The 23,415-nt window shown below is 55.8% G+C and carries 21 protein-coding genes; 10 read left to right on the forward strand and 11 right to left on the reverse strand.

The window, feature by feature from the left end; translation table 11 throughout:
- The first annotated feature begins 816 nt into the window (after window positions 1–816).
- Window positions 817–1,524 (forward strand): IS6 family transposase, encoded by a 708-nt coding sequence (locus tag ABJD00_RS13240; RefSeq protein ID WP_413848987.1) that lies wholly within the window; start codon window positions 817–819, stop codon window positions 1,522–1,524.
- Between the two features lie 57 nt (window positions 1,525–1,581).
- Here ABJD00_RS13240 and ABJD00_RS13245 read toward each other — a convergent pair whose 3' ends face one another.
- The 3 genes from ABJD00_RS13245 to ABJD00_RS13255 form a co-directional block, all read right to left on the reverse strand.
- On the reverse strand, window positions 1,582–3,528 hold the full coding sequence (locus tag ABJD00_RS13245; RefSeq protein WP_413849037.1) for an ABC transporter permease subunit: 1,947 nt from the start codon (window positions 3,526–3,528) through the stop codon (window positions 1,582–1,584).
- Window positions 3,529–3,569: 41 nt separating this feature from the next.
- Window positions 3,570–4,586, reverse strand: coding sequence for a quaternary amine ABC transporter ATP-binding protein (locus tag ABJD00_RS13250; RefSeq protein ID WP_413848989.1), 1,017 nt, complete (start codon window positions 4,584–4,586; stop codon window positions 3,570–3,572).
- Between the two features lie 99 nt (window positions 4,587–4,685).
- Window positions 4,686–5,627 (reverse strand): ABC transporter substrate-binding protein, encoded by a 942-nt coding sequence (locus ABJD00_RS13255; protein WP_413848991.1) that lies wholly within the window; start codon window positions 5,625–5,627, stop codon window positions 4,686–4,688.
- A 284-nt stretch (window positions 5,628–5,911) separates the two neighbouring features.
- Between ABJD00_RS13255 and ABJD00_RS13260 the strand changes: the two genes are divergently transcribed.
- The 4 genes from ABJD00_RS13260 to ABJD00_RS13275 are packed head-to-tail and all read left to right on the forward strand — an operon-like array spanning window position 5,912 to window position 10,996.
- A complete protein-coding gene (locus tag ABJD00_RS13260) occupies window positions 5,912–7,162 on the forward strand; it encodes a sarcosine oxidase subunit beta family protein (protein WP_413848993.1) in 1,251 nt (416 codons plus the stop codon).
- 60 nt (window positions 7,163–7,222) lie between these two features.
- Complete coding sequence (locus ABJD00_RS13265; RefSeq protein ID WP_413848995.1) at window positions 7,223–7,495, forward strand: sarcosine oxidase subunit delta; 273 nt, start codon at window positions 7,223–7,225, stop codon at window positions 7,493–7,495.
- Complete coding sequence (locus tag ABJD00_RS13270) at window positions 7,492–10,437, forward strand: sarcosine oxidase subunit alpha family protein (RefSeq protein ID WP_413848997.1); 2,946 nt, start codon at window positions 7,492–7,494, stop codon at window positions 10,435–10,437. The genes ABJD00_RS13265 and ABJD00_RS13270 overlap by 4 nt, the downstream gene beginning before the upstream one ends.
- A complete protein-coding gene (locus ABJD00_RS13275) occupies window positions 10,430–10,996 on the forward strand; it encodes a sarcosine oxidase subunit gamma (protein WP_413848999.1) in 567 nt (188 codons plus the stop codon). Before ABJD00_RS13270 ends, ABJD00_RS13275 begins: the two co-directional genes overlap by 8 nt.
- Here the strand turns inward: ABJD00_RS13275 and ABJD00_RS13280 are convergent.
- Window positions 10,993–11,991 carry a GlxA family transcriptional regulator gene (locus tag ABJD00_RS13280; RefSeq protein ID WP_413853613.1) on the reverse strand — a complete coding sequence of 333 codons (999 nt, stop codon included), beginning with the start codon at window positions 11,989–11,991 and terminating at the stop codon, window positions 10,993–10,995. The genes ABJD00_RS13275 and ABJD00_RS13280 overlap by 4 nt on opposite strands.
- 126 nt (window positions 11,992–12,117) lie before the next feature.
- Between ABJD00_RS13280 and ABJD00_RS13285 the strand changes: the two genes are divergently transcribed.
- Window positions 12,118–12,747, forward strand: a complete 630-nt coding sequence (locus tag ABJD00_RS13285) for a helix-turn-helix domain-containing protein (protein ID WP_413849039.1) — start codon at window positions 12,118–12,120, stop codon at window positions 12,745–12,747.
- On the opposite strand, the gene ABJD00_RS13290 is transcribed toward ABJD00_RS13285, so the two are convergent.
- The 6 genes from ABJD00_RS13290 to ABJD00_RS13315 all read right to left on the reverse strand — a co-directional run bounded on the left by ABJD00_RS13290 (window position 12,748) and on the right by ABJD00_RS13315 (window position 18,360).
- Window positions 12,748–13,815 carry a heme-dependent oxidative N-demethylase family protein gene (locus ABJD00_RS13290; RefSeq protein WP_413849003.1) on the reverse strand — a complete coding sequence of 356 codons (1,068 nt, stop codon included), beginning with the start codon at window positions 13,813–13,815 and terminating at the stop codon, window positions 12,748–12,750.
- A gap of 1 nt (window position 13,816) precedes the next feature.
- On the reverse strand, window positions 13,817–14,803 hold the full coding sequence (locus ABJD00_RS13295; RefSeq protein ID WP_413849005.1) for a PDR/VanB family oxidoreductase: 987 nt from the start codon (window positions 14,801–14,803) through the stop codon (window positions 13,817–13,819).
- Window positions 14,800–15,396 (reverse strand): dimethylamine monooxygenase subunit DmmA family protein, encoded by a 597-nt coding sequence (locus ABJD00_RS13300; protein WP_413849007.1) that lies wholly within the window; start codon window positions 15,394–15,396, stop codon window positions 14,800–14,802. The genes ABJD00_RS13295 and ABJD00_RS13300 overlap by 4 nt, the downstream gene beginning before the upstream one ends.
- Before the next feature lie 58 nt (window positions 15,397–15,454).
- A complete protein-coding gene (locus tag ABJD00_RS13305; RefSeq protein ID WP_413849009.1) occupies window positions 15,455–16,606 on the reverse strand; it encodes an aminomethyltransferase family protein in 1,152 nt (383 codons plus the stop codon).
- Between the two features lie 155 nt (window positions 16,607–16,761).
- On the reverse strand, window positions 16,762–16,935 hold the full coding sequence (locus ABJD00_RS13310; protein ID WP_413849011.1) for a hypothetical protein: 174 nt from the start codon (window positions 16,933–16,935) through the stop codon (window positions 16,762–16,764).
- Between the two features lie 21 nt (window positions 16,936–16,956).
- The gene (locus ABJD00_RS13315; protein WP_413849013.1) at window positions 16,957–18,360 is read right to left on the reverse strand and encodes an ammonium transporter; all 1,404 of its coding nucleotides are present in this window, start codon (window positions 18,358–18,360) and stop codon (window positions 16,957–16,959) included.
- Between the two features lie 203 nt (window positions 18,361–18,563).
- Here ABJD00_RS13315 and ABJD00_RS13320 point away from each other — a divergent pair, with 203 nt between their 5' ends.
- From ABJD00_RS13320 to glnT, 4 genes are all read left to right on the forward strand, one after another.
- Entirely contained in the window at window positions 18,564–19,493 is a 930-nt protein-coding gene (locus tag ABJD00_RS13320) for a class II glutamine amidotransferase (RefSeq protein WP_413849015.1), read from the forward strand.
- Window positions 19,494–20,171 (forward strand): protein GlxC, encoded by a 678-nt coding sequence (locus ABJD00_RS13325; RefSeq protein WP_413842346.1) that lies wholly within the window; start codon window positions 19,494–19,496, stop codon window positions 20,169–20,171.
- Window positions 20,172–20,181: 10 nt separating this feature from the next.
- Window positions 20,182–21,525 (forward strand): FMN-binding glutamate synthase family protein, encoded by a 1,344-nt coding sequence (locus ABJD00_RS13330; protein WP_413849017.1) that lies wholly within the window; start codon window positions 20,182–20,184, stop codon window positions 21,523–21,525.
- Window positions 21,526–21,594: 69 nt separating this feature from the next.
- The gene (gene glnT / locus ABJD00_RS13335) at window positions 21,595–22,929 is read left to right on the forward strand and encodes a type III glutamate--ammonia ligase (RefSeq protein WP_413849019.1); all 1,335 of its coding nucleotides are present in this window, start codon (window positions 21,595–21,597) and stop codon (window positions 22,927–22,929) included.
- Window positions 22,930–22,947: 18 nt separating this feature from the next.
- Here the strand turns inward: glnT and ABJD00_RS13340 are convergent, their stop codons facing one another.
- Window positions 22,948–23,340, reverse strand: coding sequence for a hypothetical protein (locus ABJD00_RS13340; protein ID WP_413849021.1), 393 nt, complete (start codon window positions 23,338–23,340; stop codon window positions 22,948–22,950).
- Window positions 23,341–23,415: the final 75 nt, after the last annotated feature.

Below are 23,415 nucleotides of genomic sequence, written 5' to 3' on the forward strand. Positions count from 1 at the left end.
GCGCTTGATATCTTTGACGATCTTCTCGCCTGGGCTCTTCGTTGTCTTTCTCATCGTCCACTCCTCGGTGGCTACGATGAGCAACAAACACTCTCTTAGCAAATAACCCTATTTGGACCCATAAGCGCTGACGTCAGACAGTTAACCAATGCCTCACTCACTGGGAGGCACTAATAACTGTCAGTAGCCACCCGGGTCGGAATATCATTGTACCGCTGCGTGTTAGTAGGATACGAGCAACCTCAGCGCGGCTTGGGAGAACCGCGTTAGTGCCGCTAATACCGTATTCAAAATAGGTTACCTGAGGCTACCACCATTCACGAAGCGCTTCAGTCGATAGCCCGGCATTAGCGGCACGCCTTGGCCTAGCCGGTTCTTTCCAAAGCTAACCCAAAATCTTCCAGCCATAGAAACCTTGGGCCAACGGTGCTCCATTTTGGAAAGGTCGGATGAAAAAACTATTTAGGTCCGACCTGGAAACGGAAAAATACATAACCAGGTCGGTTTCCGGTAAACCGGCGGACAAGAGAGCCCCGAAATTCCAAGGATCTTGACCGATGTTCCAGAGGCACAAAAAGCCACCACTCACGAAACGTGAGTAAGCGTAGGCGCTTACATGATGGCAAGAAAGTATGGGTTTCCATACTTTTCGTATTATTTTTATGAATGGAGCGGGCTTTGTGGCACAAACCACCTGAGGGGATTCATATTTAGAATGTAGTGTGGTAGCTTGTTGTTATGAGCAGTTGGACACCGACAGGCATTGTCAGAGGAAACCAGCTTGAGCCGGTCAGGGTGGTTTCGTAGCCTTGTCGGATGACAAAACACTCCCCATTTCGCTACTTCAAAACCAGCCCAGAGATCATTCGCCTAGCGGTAATGATGTACGTTCGATTTCCACTTTCACTCCGCAACGTTGAAGATCTCCTCCATGAACGTGGTATTGAGGTTAGTCATGAAACGGTTCGGTTCTGGTGGAACAGATTTGGTCCGATGTTTGCGGCTGAGATCCGCAGAAACAGGGTCTTTCGGATGCGATGTTATTCGAATTGGCAGTGGCATCTGGACGAGGTCTTCGTGAAGATCAACGGCGAAACACATTACCTGTGGCGGGCTGTCGATCATGAGGGCGAGGTGCTGGAAAGCTACGTGACCAAGCGCCATGACCGCAAAGCGGCATTGAAATTTCTCAGAAAAACTATGAAGCGCTTTGGCCCGCCACATGTCATCGTAACCGATCTGTTGCGTTCCTACGGCGCCGCGATGAAGGTCATCGGCAATGCAGATCGCCAGGAGACAGGTCGCTGGCTTAACAATCGGACCGAGAATTCACACTTGCCGTTTCGAAGGCGTGAACGGGCTATGCTGCGCTTCCGACGAACGCGAACATTGCAGAAATTCGTCGCCGTTCACGCCTCCGTCCACAACCATTTCAACCAGGAACGACACCTTTACTCACGTCCCAATTTCAAGACCAACCGAAGTGCTGCTCTCGCCGAGTGGCGCCTACTTTGTTCCGGATGAATTCCGGCATTCCGCGGTAAACTGAGACTGGTTCGAATTCGTCTGACAGCACCGGACTTAGTCCGGTAGACCCAACGCCCTTTTTCTGTCCGTTGCCCACTTCATGATCGTCAGATCAAATGTCAGCGCCATCAATGACACACAAATCCCAAGAACAAAGTTTTTGCCGAGATCAGTTCCAGCCAGTGTGCGCTGCAATTCCTGTCCCAGATCTTGGGTGCCGATGAAGGCCGCGATGATCACCATGAAGAATGCGAACATGATCGCCTGATTGAAGCCAACTGCCATCGTGGGCAACGCCAGAGGCAGCTGTACTTTGAGCAGCTTTTGCATCCGAGTGGCACCCGCCATATCTGCGGCTTCGGTCATTTCCGGAGGTACTGTGCGCAGGCCCTCGATCGTGTAGCGGGTCAAGGGCACCATCGCAAAAATCAAGATCGACATCACGACTGATGTCGCTGTGATGCCAAACAGCATGATGGCAGGGATCAGGTAGATAAAGCTGGGAAAGGTCTGAGCCGTGTCACAAGCCAGCAGAACGCGTTGCGACCACTTTTCGGATCGTGCAGCCAAGATACCCAGTGGCACGCCAATCAAAATTGCCAAGGTTACCGCAGAAATCACGGAATAGAGCGTGATAACCGATCTATCCCACCATCCGGACAGTGCAACCAGACCAAAGAAAATGGCTGCATAGATCGCTGGGCGTTTTCCGCCAAGGGAAAGTGCAAAGGCCACAACCAAAAGGATGAACGCCGGCGTCGGGATCGACAGAAGGAAATCACGGAAGGGATTCAGAATCCAAACGTTCAACACGTAGCGGATGGTTTGCGTTGTGTTTTGAACTGGATCGAGGGCCAGGAAACCCTTGATTAGTGTGTCGATCTCTTTGCCCTGGCTGAAATTCTGTTTCCGCCCGATTTCCGCGAGGACCGGAACAAACTGAGCTGCGATGCAGAAAAAGATAAAGACGGCTATGCCGGTTAGCAGGAAAACGTGCTTGCGCCACCAAGGTGTGTCGCGTTCGAAATGTTCGGGCTGTTTGACGACCCATGCCTTCGACATCCGATCAAGCATGACCGCGAGCAACACGATGGTCACTCCAATCTCGAACGAACGACCCAGTTTGAAACTGCCCATCATCGCCAGCAGCTTGGCACCCAATCCCGGCATCCCGATAAAGGCCGTCAACACAACCATGGCCAAACACAGCATGATGACCTGGTTGACGCCCACCAGAATCTCGGTGCGAGCTGAGGGCAAATAGACATGGCGTAGAAGTTGCCACTTGGTGCAGCCGCTCATGTTGCCAGCCTCGACGACTTCCGGCGAGACTTTTTGCAATCCTAGCGTCGTCATCAGGATCATCGGAGGAATAGCGTAGATTGTCGTCGCGACCGCACCTGCCGTTGGGCCAACTTTAAAAAAGATTACTGCCGGGAGAAGGTATGTAAAGAATGGCAGGGTTTGCAGCACTGACAGGATCGGTTTGATCGCTTGGTTTACTGCTCTGTATTTCCAGGCAAGAATGCCAAGCCCCAGACCGATGAAGAAGGCCAGAGGAGCGGCAACCATAAGCACCGACATGGTTTCCATTGCGATGGTCCATTGCCCGATGAGAGCAGTCCAGATGAATGTACCAGCGCCAAGCGCGGCCATGCGCCAGCCGCCAAGATAGTAACCGATAACAGCCGCCACCCCAGCCACCGCCGTCCACGGGATCGGCCCGATATGAGGCCAACGACGCTTGCCGAACATCAGGTTTGCTGTCACATCCAACAACCACTCGAGCCCTTCCGTCAATGTCCGGGTCAGAGTCAGCAGGCCAAGGTCGTCTTTGACAAAATTGAAGAACGCGTCGAGCCAAGCCGCAAATGGCGGGATCAATGCTTCGGGGATGCGATGCAGCGCGTCGGGCAAAAGCCCGCCATATTGTAATAGAGTCAAAGCCACTGCTACGGCCAGAATGATGGCAACCCATCTACCCCGCGTCCACAGAGCGATGCCAGATGTGTCTGTCTTTAGATTGTCGGCGATATCGGCCACTAGCTGGCCCCCAGAAGGATATCCAGAGCGGCTGTGCGGTCCATGCCGCCAACAACTTTGCCACTGCTTGCGACTGGGATAATAGCCCGAGAATCCTGTACCAAGAGCCTTGCCAAGTCATGAACGGAAGCCGCCGTATCTACGGGCTCGCCCTCTCCGGCGTTGTCTGTGCGCGCCAATGCTCCTGCGCGCACCACGCGAGCCTTGTCGATGTCTTCAGTGAATTTGCGGACATATTCGGTTGCTGGGTGCAAGACGATTTGATCCGGGGTATCGCATTGTTCGACGGCACCGTCCTTCATGATCGCAATGCGGTCTGCAAGGCGCAGTGCCTCGTCAAAGTCGTGGGTGATAAAGACGATTGTCTTGCCGAGCATGCCCTGCAGGCGCAAGAATTCGTCCTGCATCTCGCGTCGGATGAGGGGATCGAGTGCGGAAAACGGTTCATCCAGAAACCAGATGTCGGGCTCAATGGCAAGGCTCCGAGCAATGCCGACACGTTGTTGCTGCCCCCCCGACAATTCGCGCGGGAAATACTCTTCGCGCCCTTCAAGGCCGACCAGTTTGACAACTTCCAGCGCGCGTTCTCGGCGCGTGTGTTTGTCCTGCCCACGCATCTCGAGGGGAAAGGCGACATTGTCCAGAACGGTGCGGTGCGGCAGCAGACCAAAGGACTGGAACACCATGCCCATTTTGCTGCGGCGCAACTCGATCAGTTCTTTTTCGGACAAAGACATCAAGTCCTGTCCTTCGACAGAGATTGATCCACCTGTGATATCGTGAAGTCGGGAAAAACAGCGTACCAGCGTCGATTTCCCCGATCCGGAAAGGCCCATTATGACCAGCATCTCGCCCCGTGTAACATCAATTGTCACGTCCTTAACGCCAGCGATGTAACCATCCGCGCGGATCTCATCAAAGCTGCGCCCGGCAGGCATTGATTTGAGGTATGCTTCCGGGTTGGACCCAAAAATTTTCCACGCGTTCTTGCAGGAAATCACGGTGTCAGCGGTCATGCTCTACTCTCTCCTTGTCGGCTGGGGCACCGGCAATTTAACGCCCGCCCGGAGTGTAACCCCGGGCGGGCGAAAGTCTTCAACAGTTTCGTGTGAACCTTAGGAGGCCCAGCCCTGCCAAACGCCCGGGTTCGCTTCCAGCCATTCGGCCGCAGCTTCTTCGGGTTCCAGTTCTTCTACGTCCACCAGCCGTGCCATTTCAGCGATCTGTGGGTTGGTGAACGAGATTTTTGTAAGCACATCATAAGCGGCGGGCCACTTGTCTTTCATGCCATCCCAGGCCGCTTTCTTGAGGTAACCGTCGGCAGGGTTGCCGCAGTCATAAAGCGCGTCTTTGTTCGGGCCCACGGCGGGGTCCTTGTCACAGCCATCAACCCACTCTGGGAACTCGACGAATTCGCCAGGCCAAACTGCTTCGGCAAAGTTGGGTGTCCAGTTGAACACAACGACAGGGCGCTTGTCTGCTTCTGCAGCACCGATTTCGGCCCAAAGTGCAGCTGCGGAACCTGCGTTCACAACAACAAAGTCCATGCCAAGCGCCTCAACGCGTTCCTGACCATGTTTCAGCCAGTCGACAGGACCGTCCAGATAACGGCCTTTGTCACCGGTTTCCGCTGTCGCGAATACGGCGGCGCAGTCATTGAGCGCTTCCCAGCTTGGTAGCCCAGGGCAGGCGTCTTTGGTCCACATAGGGTACCACCAGTCCTCACGTGTTACGGCGTCGTGATCGCCTGCATCGTGAAGTCCGCCTTTTTCCAGAGCGGCGCGGAATGATGCGCCAAACGCGCCTTCCCACACTTCAAGCTCCAGCGTCACGTCGCCGAGGCGAACGGATTCATACACCGCTTGACTGTCTGTCGTGACGAATTCGACATTGTTGCCCATGGATTCAAAAATTTGACCAACAACATGGCTCATCACGATCTGTGACGACCAGTTGTGGATTGGGATCACGATTGGATCACTGCTGTCTTCAGCCAGAAGCGTCATTGGCGCGAATGCCAAAACGCCAGCCGTCAACGCCGTTGTAAACTTGTTCATTGATAGTCTCCCTAGTGGTGCGCCGCTGTTTCGCCGCTTGATAAACTTGAATGGTTTGCGCGCATATCAGGACATTTCGAATCCCGGATGCAGGCCAATTCTTGGTGATTTCAGTCTTGCATTATTTTCCTATCAATCAAGTTTTTTTCTTCATGAGTTGCGTTTGTGAACGCCAATTCGCTGAAAAAGGAACCAAATATGTCCGATTTGAAAGGGGGAGTGTCGGGTATTGGAGTCAAAAATATATACAAATCAGTGTAGTTGGGTGTGGGGGGTCCGATTCCATGCGTTATTCCGGGTTCAAGGTGATAAAAGAAGCGCTGACCGGCCACAAAGGCTGGTTGCCGGTGTGGCGGGATCCAGAGCCCAAGGCGCACTATGACATCGTGATCATTGGCGGCGGTGGGCATGGGTTGGCCACGGCGCACTATCTTGCGTCGGTCTATGGTCAGCACCGGGTCGCAGTAATCGAGAAGGGATGGATCGGTGGCGGCAACGTCGGGCGCAATACGACGATCATCCGCTCTAACTATCTGTTGGATGGAAATGAACCATTCTACGAGTTTTCCCTTAAGCTCTGGGAGGGGCTGGAGCAGGACCTGAATTACAACGCCATGGTGTCCCAACGTGGGATCATGAACCTGATCCATTCGGACGCACAGCGTGATGCTTTCGTCCGACGTGGCAATGCGATGATCCTGAATGGTGCCGATGCCGAATTGTTGTCGGAAGCACAAATCCGGCAGGAGTATCCCTTCCTCAACTTTGATGATGCGCGCTTTCCCATCAAGGGTGGGTTGGCCCAGCGGCGCGGTGGTACAGTGCGACACGATGCTGTCGCATGGGGGTATGCCCGAGCTGCTGACAGCCGAGGCGTAGACATCATCCAGAATTGCGAAGTCACTGGCTTTCGCGTCGAGAATGGTAAGTGTCTCGGCGTTGAAACGTCTCGGGGGTTCATCGGTGCGGGTCGGGTTGGATGTGCCGTCGCGGGCAATTCCAGCCGTCTGATGGCAAAGGCTGGAATGCGGCTGCCCATCGAATCCCATGTCCTTCAGGCGTTCGTCTCGGAAGGGCTGAAACCTGTCTTGCCCGGCGTGATCACCTTTGGGGCAGGCCACTTCTATGTTTCGCAGTCTGACAAGGGCGGGCTGGTTTTTGGCGGCGACATCGACGGTTACAACTCTTATGCGCAACGCGGCAACCTGCCGGTGGTCGAGGATGTGTGCGAGGGTGGCATGGCAATCATGCCAATGATTGGACGCGCTCGACTGTTGCGCATGTGGGGCGGGATCATGGATATGAGCATGGACGGCTCGCCTATCATCGATCGTACGCACATTGACGGGCTCTATTTCAATGGCGGCTGGTGCTATGGCGGATTTAAAGCAACGCCAGCGTCCGGCTATGCCTTCGCGCACCTACTTGCACGGGATGAGCCGCATGAAACCGCGACCGCCTACCGTTTCGACCGCTTCCGCACTGGCCACATGATCGACGAAAAAGGAATGGGCAATCAGCCCAATCTGCACTGATCCCATGCCTCCTTGCTTTAACAATATGCACTGCACCATGCCCAAACGAAGGGGCCAAAGATGATCATCAATCACCCTCTTCTTGGGCCCCGCGATAGCGCAGAATTTGTTTATCTTGGTACGGCAAACTTGATGGACAGGCCGGATCCCGACACGGCCACGCCCGAAGATTGGCATGACTTTGCCTATCTGCGCGACAACCCGGCTGGCCCGCATCGCGAGTTATGGTTTCACGAAGGAGGTGATCGGTCGATCCTGATTGTCACGCGCGACACCACTACGCACGAAATCTCGTCCGTGGAACTGGCCCGCAACTCGGGGGCGCAAGCATGACACAAAAAAACAGGCTCATCGGCGGGCAGATTGACCGCAACACGACACTGAACTTCACCTTCGATGGCAAGAAGTACACAGGCCATCCCGGTGACACGTTGGCTTCGGCTCTTTTGGCCAACAACGTTCGCCTCATGGGGCGTTCTTTCAAATATCACCGCCCGCGCGGTCCGCTAACGGCAGGATCCGAGGAACCTAACGCAATTGTCGAACTGCGCAGTGGCGCCCGGCAGGAACCCAATACGCGCGCCACGACTGCCGAACTATTTGACGGGCTGGCGGCCAAATCGCAAAACCGGTGGCCAAGCCTCGCCTTCGATGCGATGGCGATCAACGACAGGTTTTCGAATTTCCTGACGGCGGGGTTCTACTACAAAACATTCATGTGGCCCGCTGCGTTCTGGGAGAAGATTTACGAGCCCATCATTCGCAAAGCCGCAGGCCTCGGATCGCTTTCGATGCAAGCTGACCCAGATGAATATGACAAGGGGTTCCGCCACTGTGATCTATTGATCATCGGCGCGGGCCCGGCTGGCCTGAACGCCGCCCTCATCGCGGGCCGATCAGGTGCCGAAGTGATCCTCGCAGACGAGGATTTTCGCATGGGGGGACGGTTGAATGCCGAAACCTTCGCTGTCGCAGATTTGGCAGGGGCCGACTGGGCCGCACAAACCGTGGCCGAACTCTCTGCCATGCCCAATGTTCGTTTAATGCCTCGCACGACCGTTATCGGGGCCTTCGATCATGGCATCTATGGCGCAGTCGAGCGGCTCACTGATCATCTGGCCGCATCACCAACCGGAAAACCCCGCCAAACCCTCTGGCGCATCTATGCTAAACAGACCGTGTTGTGCGCCGGTGCCACCGAACGTCCCATTGCCTTTGAAAACAATGACCGGCCCGGCATCATGCTGGCCGCATCGATGCGCACTTACGCGAACCGATGGGCGACTACACCAGCACAACGAATCGCGATCTTTACTAATAACGATGATGGGCATCGCACCGCGCAGGACTTGCACGCAAAAGGCGTCAAGATTGCAGCTGTCGTTGACACGCGCCCTGACGCTCCAAGCTCGATGGACTACGAGGTCCTGCAAGGTGCACAGGTGGCGGACACAAAGGGTCGTTTGGGCCTGACATTTGTCGAGGTTGCACGCGCTGATGGCACCAACCGGACCATAGAGTGCGGCGCGCTTGGCGTATCGGGTGGGTGGAACCCAAACGTGCAGTTGACCTGTCATCAGCGCGGCCGACCGATCTGGAAAGAAGAACTGGCCGCTTTCGTTCCCGGCGGCACGTTACCGCCAAGTATGACTGTGGCCGGAGCAGCGGTTGGTGCGTTCTCCACTCATGGCGCGCTTAAGTCCGGTGCGGATGCTGTGCGCAAGGCATTGGGCCTCAAGGGCCGCGCACCGGCTGTTCCGCAAGCTGAAGATGCGCCCGTAAAACAGACACCGTTTTGGTACGTGACCGGTTGTTCCCGTGCCTGGCTTGACCAGCAGAACGACGTCACCGTCAAGGATGTAAAGTTGAGCCATCAGGAAGGCTTCCGCTCGGTTGAACACCTCAAACGTTATACGACACTGGGCATGGCCACGGATCAGGGTAAGACATCGAACATGGGTGGCCTCGCCATCATGGCCGAGCTTGCAGGCAAGTCGATCCCCGAGGTCGGCACGACGATCTTTCGCCCGCCTTATACGCCGACGGCCATTGGCACGCTTGCGGGCCGTATGCGGGGCAAGGGATTCCATCCGACCCGCCTGACGCCCTCGCATTTCTGGGCCAAGGAACGTGGCGCAGTTTTTGTGGAGGTTGGAAACTGGCTGCGCGCGCAGTGGTTTCCGCTGCCCGGCGAAACCCACTGGAGGCAGTCTGTGGACCGCGAAGTCTTGGCCACTCGTTCGTCGGTCGGGGTGTGTGACTGCACCACATTGGGCAAGATCGACGTGCAAGGCACGGATGCGGCGATTTTCCTGAACAAGGTTTATTGCAATGGCTTCGCCAAGCTGGCCGTCGGTAAAACTCGCTATGGATTGATGTTGCGTGAAGACGGGATCGCGCTTGATGACGGCACAGCAGCACGTCTTGCCGAGGATCAGTTCGTTGTGACGACAACGACCGCCAATGCAGCACGGGTCTATCAACACATGGAGTTCGTCCGCCAATGCCTGATGCCACAAGCAGATGTGCAGCTGATCTCTACAACCGAAGCTTGGGCCCAATACGCCGTCGCAGGACCCAATTCGCGCAAGTTGCTGCAAAAGATTGTGGATGCCGAATTCGATATTTCGAACGAAGGGTTTCCCTTCATGGCTTGTGCCAACATTACCGTCTGTGGCGGGCTGCGCGCTCGGCTGTTTCGTATCTCGTTCTCTGGCGAACTTGCCTTCGAAATCGCAGTGCCGTCGCGTTATGGTGATGCGCTGATGCGCAAGTTGATGACGGAAGGCAAAGAGTTTGACGTCACACCGTACGGTACCGAGGCGCTTGGTGTCATGCGCATCGAAAAGGGGCACGCGGCAGGCAATGAGCTTAACGGCACTACGACAGCGCTGAACCTCGGGATGGGGCGCATGGTATCCAAGGCCAAAGATAGCATCGGCTCAAAACTCGCAGAACGGCCTGGCCTGAATGAACCTGACGCGTTGATGCAGGTCGGCCTGCGTCCTGTGAACAAGGACGACAAGGTAACTGCTGGTGGGCACTTGATGAAAACAAACGGGCCAGTCGATGCGGCACATGACCAAGGCTACGTCACCTCCGCAGCCTTTTCTCCAACTCTAGGCTGCATGATCGGTCTTGGTTTCCTCAAAGACGGTGGTAATCGCAATGGCGAAACACTGCGGCTTGTCTCACCCGTCACTGATCTGACTGTCCAAGTCGAGGTCGTATCAGCCCATTTTGTTGACCCCGAAGGAGAGCGTGTCCGTGCATGATCTGACAGCCATCACTGCACTTGGAGGTACAGCACCTCAAGTGGATACCGTCGGCGAGGTGACGCTGAGCGAAAAACCGGATGTTGCCCTTGCCTCAGTCGCGGCGCGAACCCGAGAGGAAAGTACCTGTGCCGCTCAACTGAAAGCGTTGTTGGGTGGGCCGCCACCGCCAGCGGGGCGGGCCAAACTTGGGGAGCTGTACGCTGCCGTTTGGGCGGGGCCGGACCAATGGATGCTTAGCGCTAGTTTTGAAACACATGAAGACATCGCAGCACAGGTCAAAGCAAAACTTGGCGACACGGCCTCGGTCACGGAACAAACCGATGCGTGGTGTTGCTTTGACTTGATCGGCCCGGATGTTCGGTGCGTACTTGAACTGCTCTGCAACATTGATCTGACTCGGTTCGAGACGGGGCACGCCACGCGTACCTCAATTCATCATTTGGGATGCTTTGTAATTTGCTTGGAAAAAGGTCAATCTGTGCGCATCCTTGGCCCGCGCGCTTCCGCTGGGTCTTTGCACCACGCGATCACCACAGCGATGACCTCAGCCCTTTAGGCCGGCGGCAGCGGGACATCACCCTGAACGCGAAACGAATTGATCTGTTTGCGGTCTTCTTGAGGACTCACTCCAAATGCGTCCCGGTAATGGGTCAGCAAAGGGGTGGCCGACGTATAACCAACGGCCTGCGCGATACTTTGCATGCTTTGCTTGGAATACAGGACCAACTGGCGCGCGGCCTTCATACGTATACTACGATAGTAATGGGTTGGGCTTTGCCCCGTCGCTTTTTTGAAGGCGCGTTCGATCTGGCGCGGTGTAACGTTCACCGCGCGCGCCACGTCGGCTACCGAAATTGGATGTTCGACATGATCTGCAAATAGGGCGGCTGCTCGTGCCACAAGTTTCGGCAAGTCAGGCTCGGCACTTGGGCGCATCGGAATTCGCTGCCGAACGCCTTCACCACGCATGGTTGGATGTTGAAACCAGCAGGCAACCTCGTGCGCGATGTCAGCACCCAGACGATCTTCAATCAACCGCAATGCCAAATCGAACGCGGAAGCCGCCCCCGACGCCGTATACCGGCGGCCATCCATGGCTATGACATCGTCCGTCATGTCAATGCCGGGAAAGGCACTGCGAAACGCAGCCTCGTAACACCAGTGCACCGAGCATTGATATCCGTCCATCACACCGGAGCGGACAAGAGGAAACACACCACCGCTGATCGCCCCGAGTATGACCCCATGGCGATCCAAACGGCGCAGCGTGCCATTAGACTGTTTTTCGTTCTCAAAGACGCTTGTGGGTGCGCCCAAGAGAAAGAGCATTTCCGAGGTCGTGACATTCTCCAGTTTTGCGTCTGGCTCAAATACGACGCGCGCACTGGATGTTGTTCGAGCGCCAGACTCCGAGATGACCTGCCAATCAAATACATGCATGCCCGCAATCTCGTTTGCAGCACGCAAGGGTTCGATGATCGATGTAAGGCATGCCATCGGAAAACCTGGAAAGATCAGAAAACCGAGCTGGATTTTTTTACTGTCGTTCAACTTTTAAGTTCTCTCAGGAAATATTTGGCCTATGGTAGTGCAATTCAACCTGAGAACCGAATTGTTTAGCGGTATGGGACCCCATAAAAGGCAGGCGTCGTGAACATTGAAAAAGTAGATGTCAAAATGGTCAGTAAACTCACCCAAGATCCGCACCGGACGCGCGAAGGTGAACGGGAGAAAGTTTTGGAAGTGGCTATTGGCCGCGAGGTGCGCGCATTTCGCCGCCAACAGGAAATCACCGTTGCTGAGCTGGCCCAGATCACGGGGCTGTCCATCGGGATGTTATCCAAAATCGAGAATGGCAACACGTCTCCATCTCTGACGACACTTCAGTTGTTGGCGAATGCGCTGTCGGTGCCGTTGACCAGCTTTTTCCGCCGGTTCGAGGAAAGCCGCCAGGCGGTTCACACGAAATCGGGTGAAGGGGTTGCGATCGATCGCGAAGGTACGCGTGCCAATCACCAGTACAACCTGCTGGGCCATATCGGATCGAACGCATCGGGCGTGATGGTCGAACCGTACCTGATTACTCTGACGGCAGAATCCGACGTTTTCCCAGCGTTCCAGCATGGTGGGATCGAAACGATCTACATGCTTGAAGGTGCGGTTGATTATCGACACGGCGAAGATGTGTATTCGCTCAAATCTGGTGACACTTTGTTCTTTGACGCAGACGCGCCGCACGGGCCCGAAAAGCTGGTCCAATTGCCTGCGCGTTACCTGTCGATTATCAGCTACCCACAGAACACCTGATCATTTGGTTAGCTGCGGCTCGGTTTCAAAGTCGGGCCAGACGCCGGGCGATGTGGGCTGACCGTCGTCGAATTGTGACAGGTAATCCAACATCATAGGCCTGTTGTCGATGAACCCCTTATATGTCGCAAGCTCAACAGGCAGATCGCGCACAACGCGGTGCAGGCGGCGTCCCCATTTCGGCATTGTCATCAGATCTTGAAAACTGCACATATAGCAGCGGATCGGAAAAACCAGTCCGTTTGAGCGAGGCAACCGGAAGAATGTCTGCAACTCGACTCGCAAGTGCTGTTTGGCGCCAATATTTTCGGGAGTTAGGGTGGTCTTCTGGATACCCCACTTGTGGTAATTTTCGGGGCTGGTATCCAACAGCGGATTAACCGTCATTGTCCAGTTCAGGCGGCGGGCGGGGGCCCCTTGCTGAATGTTCAGCAAGAATTTCAGCGCACGAACAAAGATACCCTTTTCGTGGGCCAGCGGGACGGGCGCGTGCCATTCGAAAAAGTTCATGCCGATGTCGAAATCAAGGCTCCAGTCGGCTTGCGTCGTGACCATTCCTGCATCCATCCACAGGTTGTTGTCGCGTTGATCCAGTACGCAGAAATCCCCCTGAGTCTGACGGGTGATATATTCCATCGGGCCATAGGGCAGGGTGGTTTCGTCTAGGAAGGTGAATGTGTCATCGATGCCCAGTGGTTTGTTGACCCAGCGCCAGGTGTCCCCGTCGCGGTGCAATTCGAACAAATCGGGATAGTCCTCGGACTTGGAAACCATGATCAATTCTAGCAAGTCCCACCCTGCGAGTGTCATGTGTGGCAAAGACTGGCAGCGCAGAGGATCGTCCGCCAGCACCATCGCGCGGTCGCGCATCTCTGACACATAATGCTCGTCCACATCGAACCGTTTTTCATAGACCGACCCCTCGGGCCCGCTGCGGTGCTGCTCCATGTTGACGGCATACATGTAGCTGTCTTCATGGAACGGAAACGGGAACCGTTTGATGGCCCATTCAGAGTTATGGAACGAGTAGTCGTCGCGAAAAGTCTCGTCGTTGAATTGAATGGTCATCTTATCTGTCCAACTCCAATGAGGTGCCGACGAAACGGCTTACACATGGCATGATTTTCTTGCCGCTGGCGTGCTCTGAATCGTCCAGCCAATGGTCCCGGTGCACGAAATCGCCCGCATGAGCGACGACATCCGTTTCACATTGTCCGCATGATCCACCGCGGCACAGAAACGGGGCTTCGACACCCGCCCGCTCGATCGCTTCCAGAAGGCTTTCGTGTTCGCCTACGGTGATCGTCTTGTCAGACTTGCACAATCGTACTTCAAAGGGCACGCCCGGCTCAGGGGCAAGGAATTCTTCGGAATGTACATGAGCATCCGGCCACCCTGAGGCACTGGCTGTTGCATGTATCCAGTTGATCATACCCTTGGGGCCGCAGACATAGGCATGCGTGCCCAAAGGTTGCCCATCCAGCAGGTTTTCAAGGTCAATCCGCTGGGACTGGTCGTCGTAATAGACATGCACTTTGTTGGGGTGCCTGTAAGTCAACTGCTCCACATAGGTGCCAAGCGCCTCTGCGCGGCAGGCATAGTGCAATTCCCACGCGTCGCCCGACCGCTCAAGCTGTGCGATCATTGACATGAAGGGTGTGATCCCAATGCCGCCTGCAAAGAACAAGTGTTTGCGCGCGCGCAGATCGAGGGAGAAAAGGTTCACCGGATAGGTGATTGTCATTTCGTCACCAACCGACACGTTGCGGTGCATGAACAGCGACCCGCCACGTCCTTCGTCGTCTCGGCGCACGGATATGGCATAAGTGTCCAAGTCAGCCGGGTCCGACATCAGAGAATAAGGATTCAAACGGGACCGTCCGTTGTCGTCCATTGTGACAACCGTGTGCGCACCGCCGGAGAACGGTGGGAATTGTGTGCCATCACGGCGCTTGAACTCGAATCGGGTCACCAGTTCGTTCAGTGGTATAACAGCCGACACAACCACGTCGATTTTTTCAGCGCCTGGCTTTGCTTTTTGTGGGGCTGCACTCATTCGTAAATCCCCTTTGGTGCGGGCACGTTGCCCGGATCTTCGGCGTCGATGCATACGCCCTGATAAGCGGCGAGGCGGCGCGAATAGTGATCCCGCACAAACAGGTTCAATCCACAATGGCTGCAAACGAACGGGTCGGTCTCCACGTCTTCGGTGACGCCCTTGCAGTGGACGCATTGCATCCGACGCGCCACCGATCCACGATGTTCTGTCTGAATGGCTGTATGAGGGATGCCTGCCTTCATCGCCTCGTTTTGGGCTTGACCAATCAGTCCCTCTGTGCCGCTTAGATAAACCTGCAAGCCCATATGTGCATCCTGCAAGACACGTCGGATACGAGAGACAGCAGCGGCATAGCTAGGACCTTCGTAGAATTGTGCTGGGTTTAAGTCGCGCAATTGGTCGGCCAACTGTGTCCCGCGTGGGATGTAGATAATATGGGTTTTAGCCATCAAATCAGGCGTGGCGATGCCAAGGATCGCCTCGGCCCCCTCACCATCGGCAATCATTAGGTGTCCCTGGCCCGGGCGCGCCTCAAGCGTTCCGTAAACCGGGCGGCTTTTGATCGACGGGGGGAATTCGAATTTCGACATGGATGTCCTCGTCACATGAAAAGGGCGCGAATGGGTTTGCCCACCGCGCCCCCGTCGATCAGCCTTTGGCGGTGCGGATCGACTTGTCTTTGTCATAGAACGGCATTTCTTCCGCCGTCGCGGCCAACTCTGTACCGTCCGGTTGAACGACGGTCAGCTTGGTGCCGGGGCTTGCCACAGATGGGTCGAGCCGCGCGATAGCGACGGAATAACCGTTCAGCTCGGACGACAGGCCATAGGTGATTACGCCCACATCCTTGCCGTCGTGATGCACACGGGCGAACATTTCCATCTGATCCATGGCGTCGCCTGATAGCTGCACGCCGTAAATCTTGAATCTTTCTTTACCCTTCATCGCATAGTGGTTCTCGGATCCGATAAAGCCGGTTTTGTTCGGTGAAACGGTGAAGTCGAGGCCTAATTCCCACAGGCTGTCGCCAGCTGGAGAGCCGTCTGCAAACGGGAACGTTTCGGAATTATCACCGGGATAGAACAGCAGATAGCTTTCGATCCGCAGCATATCGAGGGTGGAGAACTGTGTCGGGCGCACATCGTCGCCGCCTGCCGCCAGAACATTGTCCCAAATGTGAACAGCATCCTTGGCGCGGCAGAAGATTTCATACCCTCGTTCGCCTGTGTAACCGGTGCGCGAGATCATCACATCGCGCCCGTACAAGCGCGTCTGCATGATCCCGAAATAGGCCAGATCACGGATTGCCGGGATATCCTTGGCCAGAATGTCGACTGCCTTGGGCCCTTGCAAGGACATGTCATGCAAGTCGTCATCCATGATGACCGAACAGTTCTTGGCAGCGGCAACCGTTGTAAGCTGCTCCATACCGATGCCGGTGCCATGCACCACCAGCCAGGAGTTGACCGCGAGATGGTAGATCACGCAGTCGTCCACAAACAAGCCGCGATCATCAAGCATACAGGCGTAAACAGCACGGCCCGGCGCAATTTTTTCGACATTACGGGTTGTGACGCGGTCGATGACATACGCGGCGTCCTCGCCCACGACATGCACTTTCTTCAGACCCGACACGTCCATGAGGCCGGCGTTGGTGCGGATCGCTTCATAGTCGGCCTTGGCGCGCTCTGGCGTGTCGTCATAGAACCACGCCGTTCCCATACCATTCCAATCTTCAAGCTGGCCGCCGATTTCAGCGTGACGTCCCGCGAGGGCGGAGTTTCTCCATAGAATGGCCATGGTGTTTTTCCCTGTTCGTTATGAGTCTTGTTGAGCAGTATTGAGCAACAGTGCATTGCAAAAAGCAAGAATGCGGTGCAACTTTTTTTCCTGTTGGGCAAATATTGGATGCAAAAAAGGGCGACCAATGGCCGCCCCTTCTTGTTGTTCGAAATTTACTTTTCGAATTGTTTGGTCTTGGCGCTTTCGGTCTTCTGACCGAACAGCAACACGGCGACACAAATCCCGGCTGCAATCAGGGTGTATAGGCCTGGCATCGCGCCGCCCCAACCCATGAACATTGCCCCGTCGACAACCGACCAGCTTACTTCGTCATATGGAAAGCCCATGATTTCTTCCTTTCTGTGCGATTACTCGCCCGGCGCCAGATTGACGCCAGGTGCGGGGATACCCTCAGGGTAGCCTTCGGCAGGGACCTTGACCATGTCCATACCAGCAATCTCTGCGCCTTCAGGGATGCGCAACATGCCCATCATCTTCAGGACGTAAGAGACCGCGTATCCAGGGACGAAACCCAATAGGAAGAACACGACCGCACCGATGATCTGACCAATCAGGCTAATCGTCGGTACTTCGCCCGCAGCGCCTTGCAGCGACGGATAGCCCGCACCGAAGATCCCAAGCAGGACCACACCGTAAAGGCCGATAGTGCCGTGAACCGTGACAGCGCCGACAGCATCGTCGATGCCTCGGTTTTCCAGCCATGTGGCACAGGGTTTCAGGATCAAACCCGCCGAGAAGGCGATGATGAACGCAAGTGCAGGGTAGTAGATGTCCAGACCGGATGCGGTCGAGATAATTCCCGCAAGTGCGCCGGACATCATCCAGAACGGATCACGCGTCAGAACCCATGCGCCGATGATGCCACCTGCAATCGCCATCAGGATATTGAAGGCCAGCGCCGACAAGGTGATGGGTGTGCCGTAAATTGTGGACGGCTTGTCAGCAAACCAGCTCCACGCTTCGCCCGGCACGATCACGCAAGCCATGAGGAAACCCCAGAAGCCTACGATGATAAGCATAAGGCCCGTCACCGTCAGCGGCATGTTGTGCCCTGCAATGTGGTTGGCCGAACCGTCCGCGTTGAATTTACCGATGCGCGGTCCAAGGTTGATGAGAACTCCAAGGGCAAAGAACCCTGCAACCGCGTGCACAAGGCCCGCAGCACCAAAGTCATGCACGCCCCATTGCGTGACCAGCCAGCCATCTGCGTGCCAGCCCCAAGCAGCCGCAACGACCCAGGCAAACGAGCCAAGGACAACGGCGAGGATAACGAACCCTACGGTCTGGATGCGTTCGATCACGGCACCCGACATGATGGATGCTGTTGTGGCGGCAAACAACGCAAAGGCACCAAAGAACACGCCGGATGCCTGATCCGCGATGTTCGGGCCCATGTATTGCGCGCTTTCGCCCCAGCCCCACGCAATCGCGCTGGCATATTCAACACCAGAGATGCCGGCAGGCCCCGGTGCGCCGGGCAAGCCCGTGGGGAAGCCCCAATACACCCACCAGCCGAAGAAATAGAAGGTTGGAATCATGAAAGCGAAGGCGAGAATATTCTTGACCCCCGAACTCAGCACGTTCTTGAGCCGCGACGCTCCCATCTCGTAAGCTAGAAACCCCGCGTGGATGATAATCATCAGCGGGATTGTCAGATAATAGAATGTCTCGGCAAACATGGTGTTGGTCACACCACTGCTTCCCTGCAGCGCGGCGACTTGGGCCGTCAATTCTGCGATTTGCTCTTCCACGATAAACCCCCGTGTTGGTCTGTTGGCATTGTGCGCCGTCGTATGCGGTGCGCGACGCTGGCCAAATTGAACCACGAGTTGTTTCTTCTTGCGACTCTTTTTTTAACTGTTGTGAAAAATAGTTTCCCATCGGTTGAGCATGTGATGTAACGATGTTAGCGTTCGAGTCGAACGACAGATCACTTTTTGGGAGGGGCAGCGCCATGTGCGGAATTGTCGGACTTTTTCTAAAAGATGCCACGTTGGAGCCGCAACTCGGTGACATGCTGACCGACATGCTGATCACCATGACCGATCGCGGACCCGATAGTGCCGGAATTGCAGTTTATGGCGATGAATCAAAGGGAAAGGCTCGGTTGACCGTTCAATCGAACGCGCCGGACGTCGACTTTGACAAGCTTGATAGCGACCTGAGCGAGAGGGTCCAAGGCGAGGTTTCGATCACCTTGAAAGACACTCATGCAGTGATCCTATTGCAAGCGGAAGAGGTAGCGTCAGCGCGCGAAATTTTGCCCGAAATTCGCCCCGGTGTACGCGTGATGAGTCACGGATCTACACTCGAGATTTACAAAGAAGTTGGACTGCCTAAAGATGTGGCAGACCGTTTCGACATTCGCAAAATGTCCGGAACGCACGGCATTGGGCATACACGGATGGCCACTGAGTCGGCTGTCACGACGATGGGTGCTCATCCTTTCAACACTGGAATCGACCAGTGCCTCGTACACAATGGATCGCTTTCGAATCATAACTCGCTGCGTCGCAAATTGCGTCGGCTTGGCGTGCATATCGAGACCGAGAACGACACTGAAGTTGGCGCCGCGTACCTGACTTGGAAAATGCAGACCGGATCGACATTAGGTGAGGCGCTGACCTCGAGCCTCGATGATCTGGATGGGTTCTTTACCTTTGTGGTCGGCACCAAAGACGGGTTTGGCGTGGTGCGGGATCCTATCGCGTGCAAGCCTGCAGTAATGGCGGAAACAGATCAGTACGTGGCGTTCGGTTCAGAATATCGCGCGTTGGTCAATCTGCCGGGCATTGAAGACGCGAAGGTTTGGGAGCCCGAGCCCGCGACAGTATATTTCTGGTCGCACAATGCGGCTCCAACCGCGCAAGAGAAAGCGGCGTAAATGCAAACATTTGACTTGGAAGCGCAGGGACTGCGCGCACTCAACTCCACCCTGCATGCGCAGGCAGCCAATACCAATCAGACGCATTGGGAAATCGTGAATCCCAAAGGCAGCCACGCGATCGCAGTCGGCCTCGACGCGCCGATCGAGATCAACATCAAAGGGTCAACGGGCTATTACTGCGCAGGCATGAACAAGCAGGCGACCGTGCATGTGCACGGTTCTGTCGGTCCTGGTACGGCAGAAAACATGATGTCCGGCACGGTTGTAGTTGAAGGAGACGCCTCACAATATGCAGGTGCAACCGGTCATGGTGGCACGCTTGTGATCAAGGGGAACGCCTCTTCGCGCTGTGGCATTTCGATGAAGGGCATCGACATTATTGTGCACGGCAACATCGGTCACATGTCAGCCTTTATGGCGCAGTCGGGCAACTTGGTCGTCTGCGGTGATGCGGGCGAAGCTCTGGGCGACTCGCTTTATGAGGCGCGGATATTCGTGCGCGGATCAGTCAAATCCCTTGGGGCTGATTGTATTGAGAAAGAGATGCGCCCCGAGCATATCGCTATCCTCGAGGAGCTGCTGGAGCGAGGCGGTTGCGATGCCAAAGCGTCCGAATTCAAACGCTATGGATCGGCCCGTCAACTCTATAATTTCAACATCGATAATGCGTATTGAGGGTCGGAACATGAAAGACGAGCAAAAGGGCGCGCCGCGCACGATGTCGATACAATCGGCGACCTTTTCCAACCCTGTGAATGCCGAGATCCGGCGCGCCGCCGCAACGGGGATCTATGACATCCGTGGTGGCGGGGCCAAGCGCAAGCTGCCCCATTTCGACGACCTGCTGTTTCTGGGTGCCTCGATTTCCCGCTACCCGCTCGAAGGATATCGCGAGAAATGCGAAACGTCCGTCACGCTCGGCACCCGGTTTGCAAAAAACCCTATCCAGCTTGATATCCCCGTAATGATTGCGGGCATGTCCTTTGGTGCGCTGTCCGGCGGGGCCAAGGAAGCGTTGGGGCGCGGAGCAACGATGGCGGGCACGTCGACCACCACCGGCGACGGCGGCATGACCGAAGAAGAGCGCGGACACTCTAACAAGCTGGTCTATCAGTATTTACCTTCGCGCTACGGGATGAACCCGGACGATCTGCGCCGCGCAGATGCCATTGAAATCGTTGTGGGGCAGGGGGCCAAACCCGGCGGCGGCGGTATGCTTTTGGGCCAAAAGATCAGCGACCGCGTGGCCGAAATGCGTAATTTGCCAAAAGGGATCGACCAGCGCTCGGCCTGTCGTCACCCCGATTGGACCGGGCCCGATGATCTGGAAATCAAGATTCTTGAATTGCGCGAGATCACCAATTGGGAAAAGCCGATCTATATCAAGGTCGGCGGCGCGCGCCCGTATTTTGACACCACACTTGCCGTAAAGGCGGGCGCTGACGTTGTCGTGCTCGACGGGATGCAAGGCGGCACAGCCGCCACACAAGACGTGTTTATCGAACATGTCGGCCAGCCCATCCTTGCTTGTATCCGCGAGGCGGTGCGCGCATTACAGGACCTCGACATGCACCGAGAAGTGCAACTTGTTGTCTCGGGCGGCATTCGTACGGGTGCCGATGTGGCCAAAGCCATGGCTTTGGGTGCAGACGCCGTCGCCATCGGGACCGCGGCGCTGATTGCGCTTGGCGACAATGACCCGAAATGGGAAGCTGAGTATAACGCCCTCGGCACCACAGCAGGCGCCTATGATGACTGGCACGAGGGGCAGGACCCGGCAGGGATTACCACACAAGACCCCGACCTGATGGCTAGGTTCGACCCTATTGAGGGCGGGCGGAGGCTCAACAACTATCTCAAGGTCATGACACTTGAGGCACAGACCATCGCGCGGGCCTGCGGCAAGAACCATCTGCACAACCTAGAACCCGAAGATTTGTGCGCCCTTACGCTCGAGGCTGCGGCCATGGCGAAAATTCCGCTTGCTGGCACCGACTGGTACCCCGGAAAACCCGGCACTTCCTACTAAACACTCAATGAAGGGCGCGGCCACCACGGCACGCGCCCTCACCACATTAAGTCAAACAGGAACAGACATATGACCACTGATCTTGCAAAATTCGCTGCCGAAAATGGCGTGAAATACTTCATGATTTCGTTCACCGACCTCTTTGGAGGTCAACGGGCCAAGCTGGTGCCAGCCCAAGCAATTGCCGACATGCAAGCGGATGGCGCAGGATTTGCCGGTTTCGCCACGTGGCTCGACATGACGCCCGCACATCCTGACATGTTGGCTGTGCCGGACCCATCTTCGGTCATTCAATTGCCTTGGAAACCTGAGGTTGCGTGGGTCGCGGGAAACTGTGTGATGGAAAACCAAGACGTCGCACAAGCACCTCGCAATGTGCTCCGCCGCCTGATTGATGAGGCTGCCGCCGAAGGCTTGCATGTCAAGACCGGGATCGAGGCCGAGTATTTTCTGATGACGCCAGATGGCAGCCAGATCAGTGATGAGTACGACACTGCCGCGAAGCCTTGCTATGACCAGCAGGCGGTGATGCGCCGCTATGATGTGGTGCGCGAGATTTGCGACTACATGCTCGATTTGGGTTGGGGTCCGTATCAAAATGACCACGAGGACGCGAATGGGCAGTTCGAGATGAACTGGGAATTCGATGACGTGCTCCGCACCGCCGACAAGCACTCATTTTTCAAGTTTATGACCAAGAGCGTAGCGGAAAAACACGGCTTCCGCGCGACATTCATGCCCAAGCCGGTCGAGGGGCTAACCGGGAATGGCTGTCATGCCCACATTTCTGTTTGGGACGCACCCGGTGCTGCCGCCAAAACCAACGTGTTTGCGATGGAACCCAATGACAGCAGCCAGACTGCCGAACTGGGCCTGTCCGAAAAGGGCCGCCATTTCCTTGGCGGGATCATGAAACATGCCTCCGCGCTTGCCGCGATCACCAACCCCACGGTGAACAGCTACAAACGTATCAATGCACCACGCACGATGTCTGGGGCCACATGGGCACCCAACACTGTCACATGGACCGGTAACAACCGCACACACATGGTGCGCGTGCCTGGTCCCGGCCGGTTCGAATTGCGCTTGCCTGATGGTGCAACAAACCCCTATCTGCTGCAGGCCGTCATCATCGCGGCTGGCCTTGACGGTATTCGCACAGAGGCGGACCCGGGCAAGCGCCACGACATCGACATGTATGCCGAAGGCCACAAGGTGCGCGGCGCGCCCAAGCTACCGCTGAACATGCTGGATGCCTTGCGCGAATACGACAAGGATAAGGGCCTGAAGGCTGCCATGGGAGAGGAATTCTCGTCCTCCTACATCAAGATGAAAAAGCAGGAATGGAACGATTTCACGTCGCACTTCTCTCAATGGGAAAAGGACAACACGCTCGATATCTGAGCGTGCTTGCCGGGCGGGTCAGCGCAACCAGCCTGCCCGGTAAACAATCGAAGAATACCAAAACAGGGCCGCTCCAACCAGCAAGGCAAGGATCGTGCTGGGAGCAAGGCCGACTGCTGAAATCGTCTGAACCACGGTCAAGACAATCGCAACCAATGAAACCAGCAAGGCGATCCGGGCCATATCACGTCGCAGCAACAACAAAATGCACCCCACAGCCCCGCCAAACACGGCTAAGCCAAAGGCCAACGTCGCCCAAAGTGGGCGACTTGAGATGATCAGCTGATAGAGTTCAGGCATTTTTGCCACGGCATCGGCGTTCATCTGAGTGATGAAGTTCAGGCACCCCATCAGGTTCCACACCAGACCAAGCCCAGCGATGATCCAGAAGCTGAAATGCGGTTTTGCCATCGTCTGTCCTCTTTGCTTGTCATGATCATCATCCCAAAACGCCTGCAAGTACACCGCAAAACTCTTGAATGGGTT

Origin of the sequence: Tateyamaria sp. (assembly GCF_039945315.1) — a bacterium.
In the GTDB taxonomy this organism is placed as follows: Bacteria; Pseudomonadota; Alphaproteobacteria; order Rhodobacterales; family Rhodobacteraceae; genus Tateyamaria.

Bases quoted from the DNA above. Each gene is read 5' to 3' on its own strand.
- ABJD00_RS13340 (WP_413849021.1), bottom strand. From the start codon at position 23,340: ATGGCAAAACCGCATTTCAGCTTCTGGATCATCGCTGGGCTTGGTCTG.
- ABJD00_RS13325 (WP_413842346.1), top strand. From the start codon at position 19,494: ATGCAAACATTTGACTTGGAAGCGCAGGGACTGCGCGCACTCAACTCC.
- ABJD00_RS13270 (WP_413848997.1), top strand. From the start codon at position 7,492: ATGACACAAAAAAACAGGCTCATCGGCGGGCAGATTGACCGCAACACG.
- ABJD00_RS13250 (WP_413848989.1), bottom strand. From the start codon at position 4,586: ATGACCGCTGACACCGTGATTTCCTGCAAGAACGCGTGGAAAATTTTT.
- ABJD00_RS13260 (WP_413848993.1), top strand. From the start codon at position 5,912: ATGCGTTATTCCGGGTTCAAGGTGATAAAAGAAGCGCTGACCGGCCAC.
- ABJD00_RS13285 (WP_413849039.1), top strand. From the start codon at position 12,118: ATGGTCAGTAAACTCACCCAAGATCCGCACCGGACGCGCGAAGGTGAA.
- ABJD00_RS13255 (WP_413848991.1), bottom strand. From the start codon at position 5,627: ATGAACAAGTTTACAACGGCGTTGACGGCTGGCGTTTTGGCATTCGCG.
- ABJD00_RS13300 (WP_413849007.1), bottom strand. From the start codon at position 15,396: ATGTCGAAATTCGAATTCCCCCCGTCGATCAAAAGCCGCCCGGTTTAC.
- ABJD00_RS13295 (WP_413849005.1), bottom strand. From the start codon at position 14,803: ATGAGTGCAGCCCCACAAAAAGCAAAGCCAGGCGCTGAAAAAATCGAC.
- glnT (WP_413849019.1), top strand. From the start codon at position 21,595: ATGACCACTGATCTTGCAAAATTCGCTGCCGAAAATGGCGTGAAATAC.
- ABJD00_RS13310 (WP_413849011.1), bottom strand. From the start codon at position 16,935: ATGGGCTTTCCATATGACGAAGTAAGCTGGTCGGTTGTCGACGGGGCA.
- ABJD00_RS13265 (WP_413848995.1), top strand. From the start codon at position 7,223: ATGATCATCAATCACCCTCTTCTTGGGCCCCGCGATAGCGCAGAATTT.
- ABJD00_RS13320 (WP_413849015.1), top strand. From the start codon at position 18,564: ATGTGCGGAATTGTCGGACTTTTTCTAAAAGATGCCACGTTGGAGCCG.
- ABJD00_RS13240 (WP_413848987.1), top strand. From the start codon at position 817: ATGACAAAACACTCCCCATTTCGCTACTTCAAAACCAGCCCAGAGATC.
- ABJD00_RS13305 (WP_413849009.1), bottom strand. From the start codon at position 16,606: ATGGCCATTCTATGGAGAAACTCCGCCCTCGCGGGACGTCACGCTGAA.
- ABJD00_RS13290 (WP_413849003.1), bottom strand. From the start codon at position 13,815: ATGACCATTCAATTCAACGACGAGACTTTTCGCGACGACTACTCGTTC.
- ABJD00_RS13330 (WP_413849017.1), top strand. From the start codon at position 20,182: ATGAAAGACGAGCAAAAGGGCGCGCCGCGCACGATGTCGATACAATCG.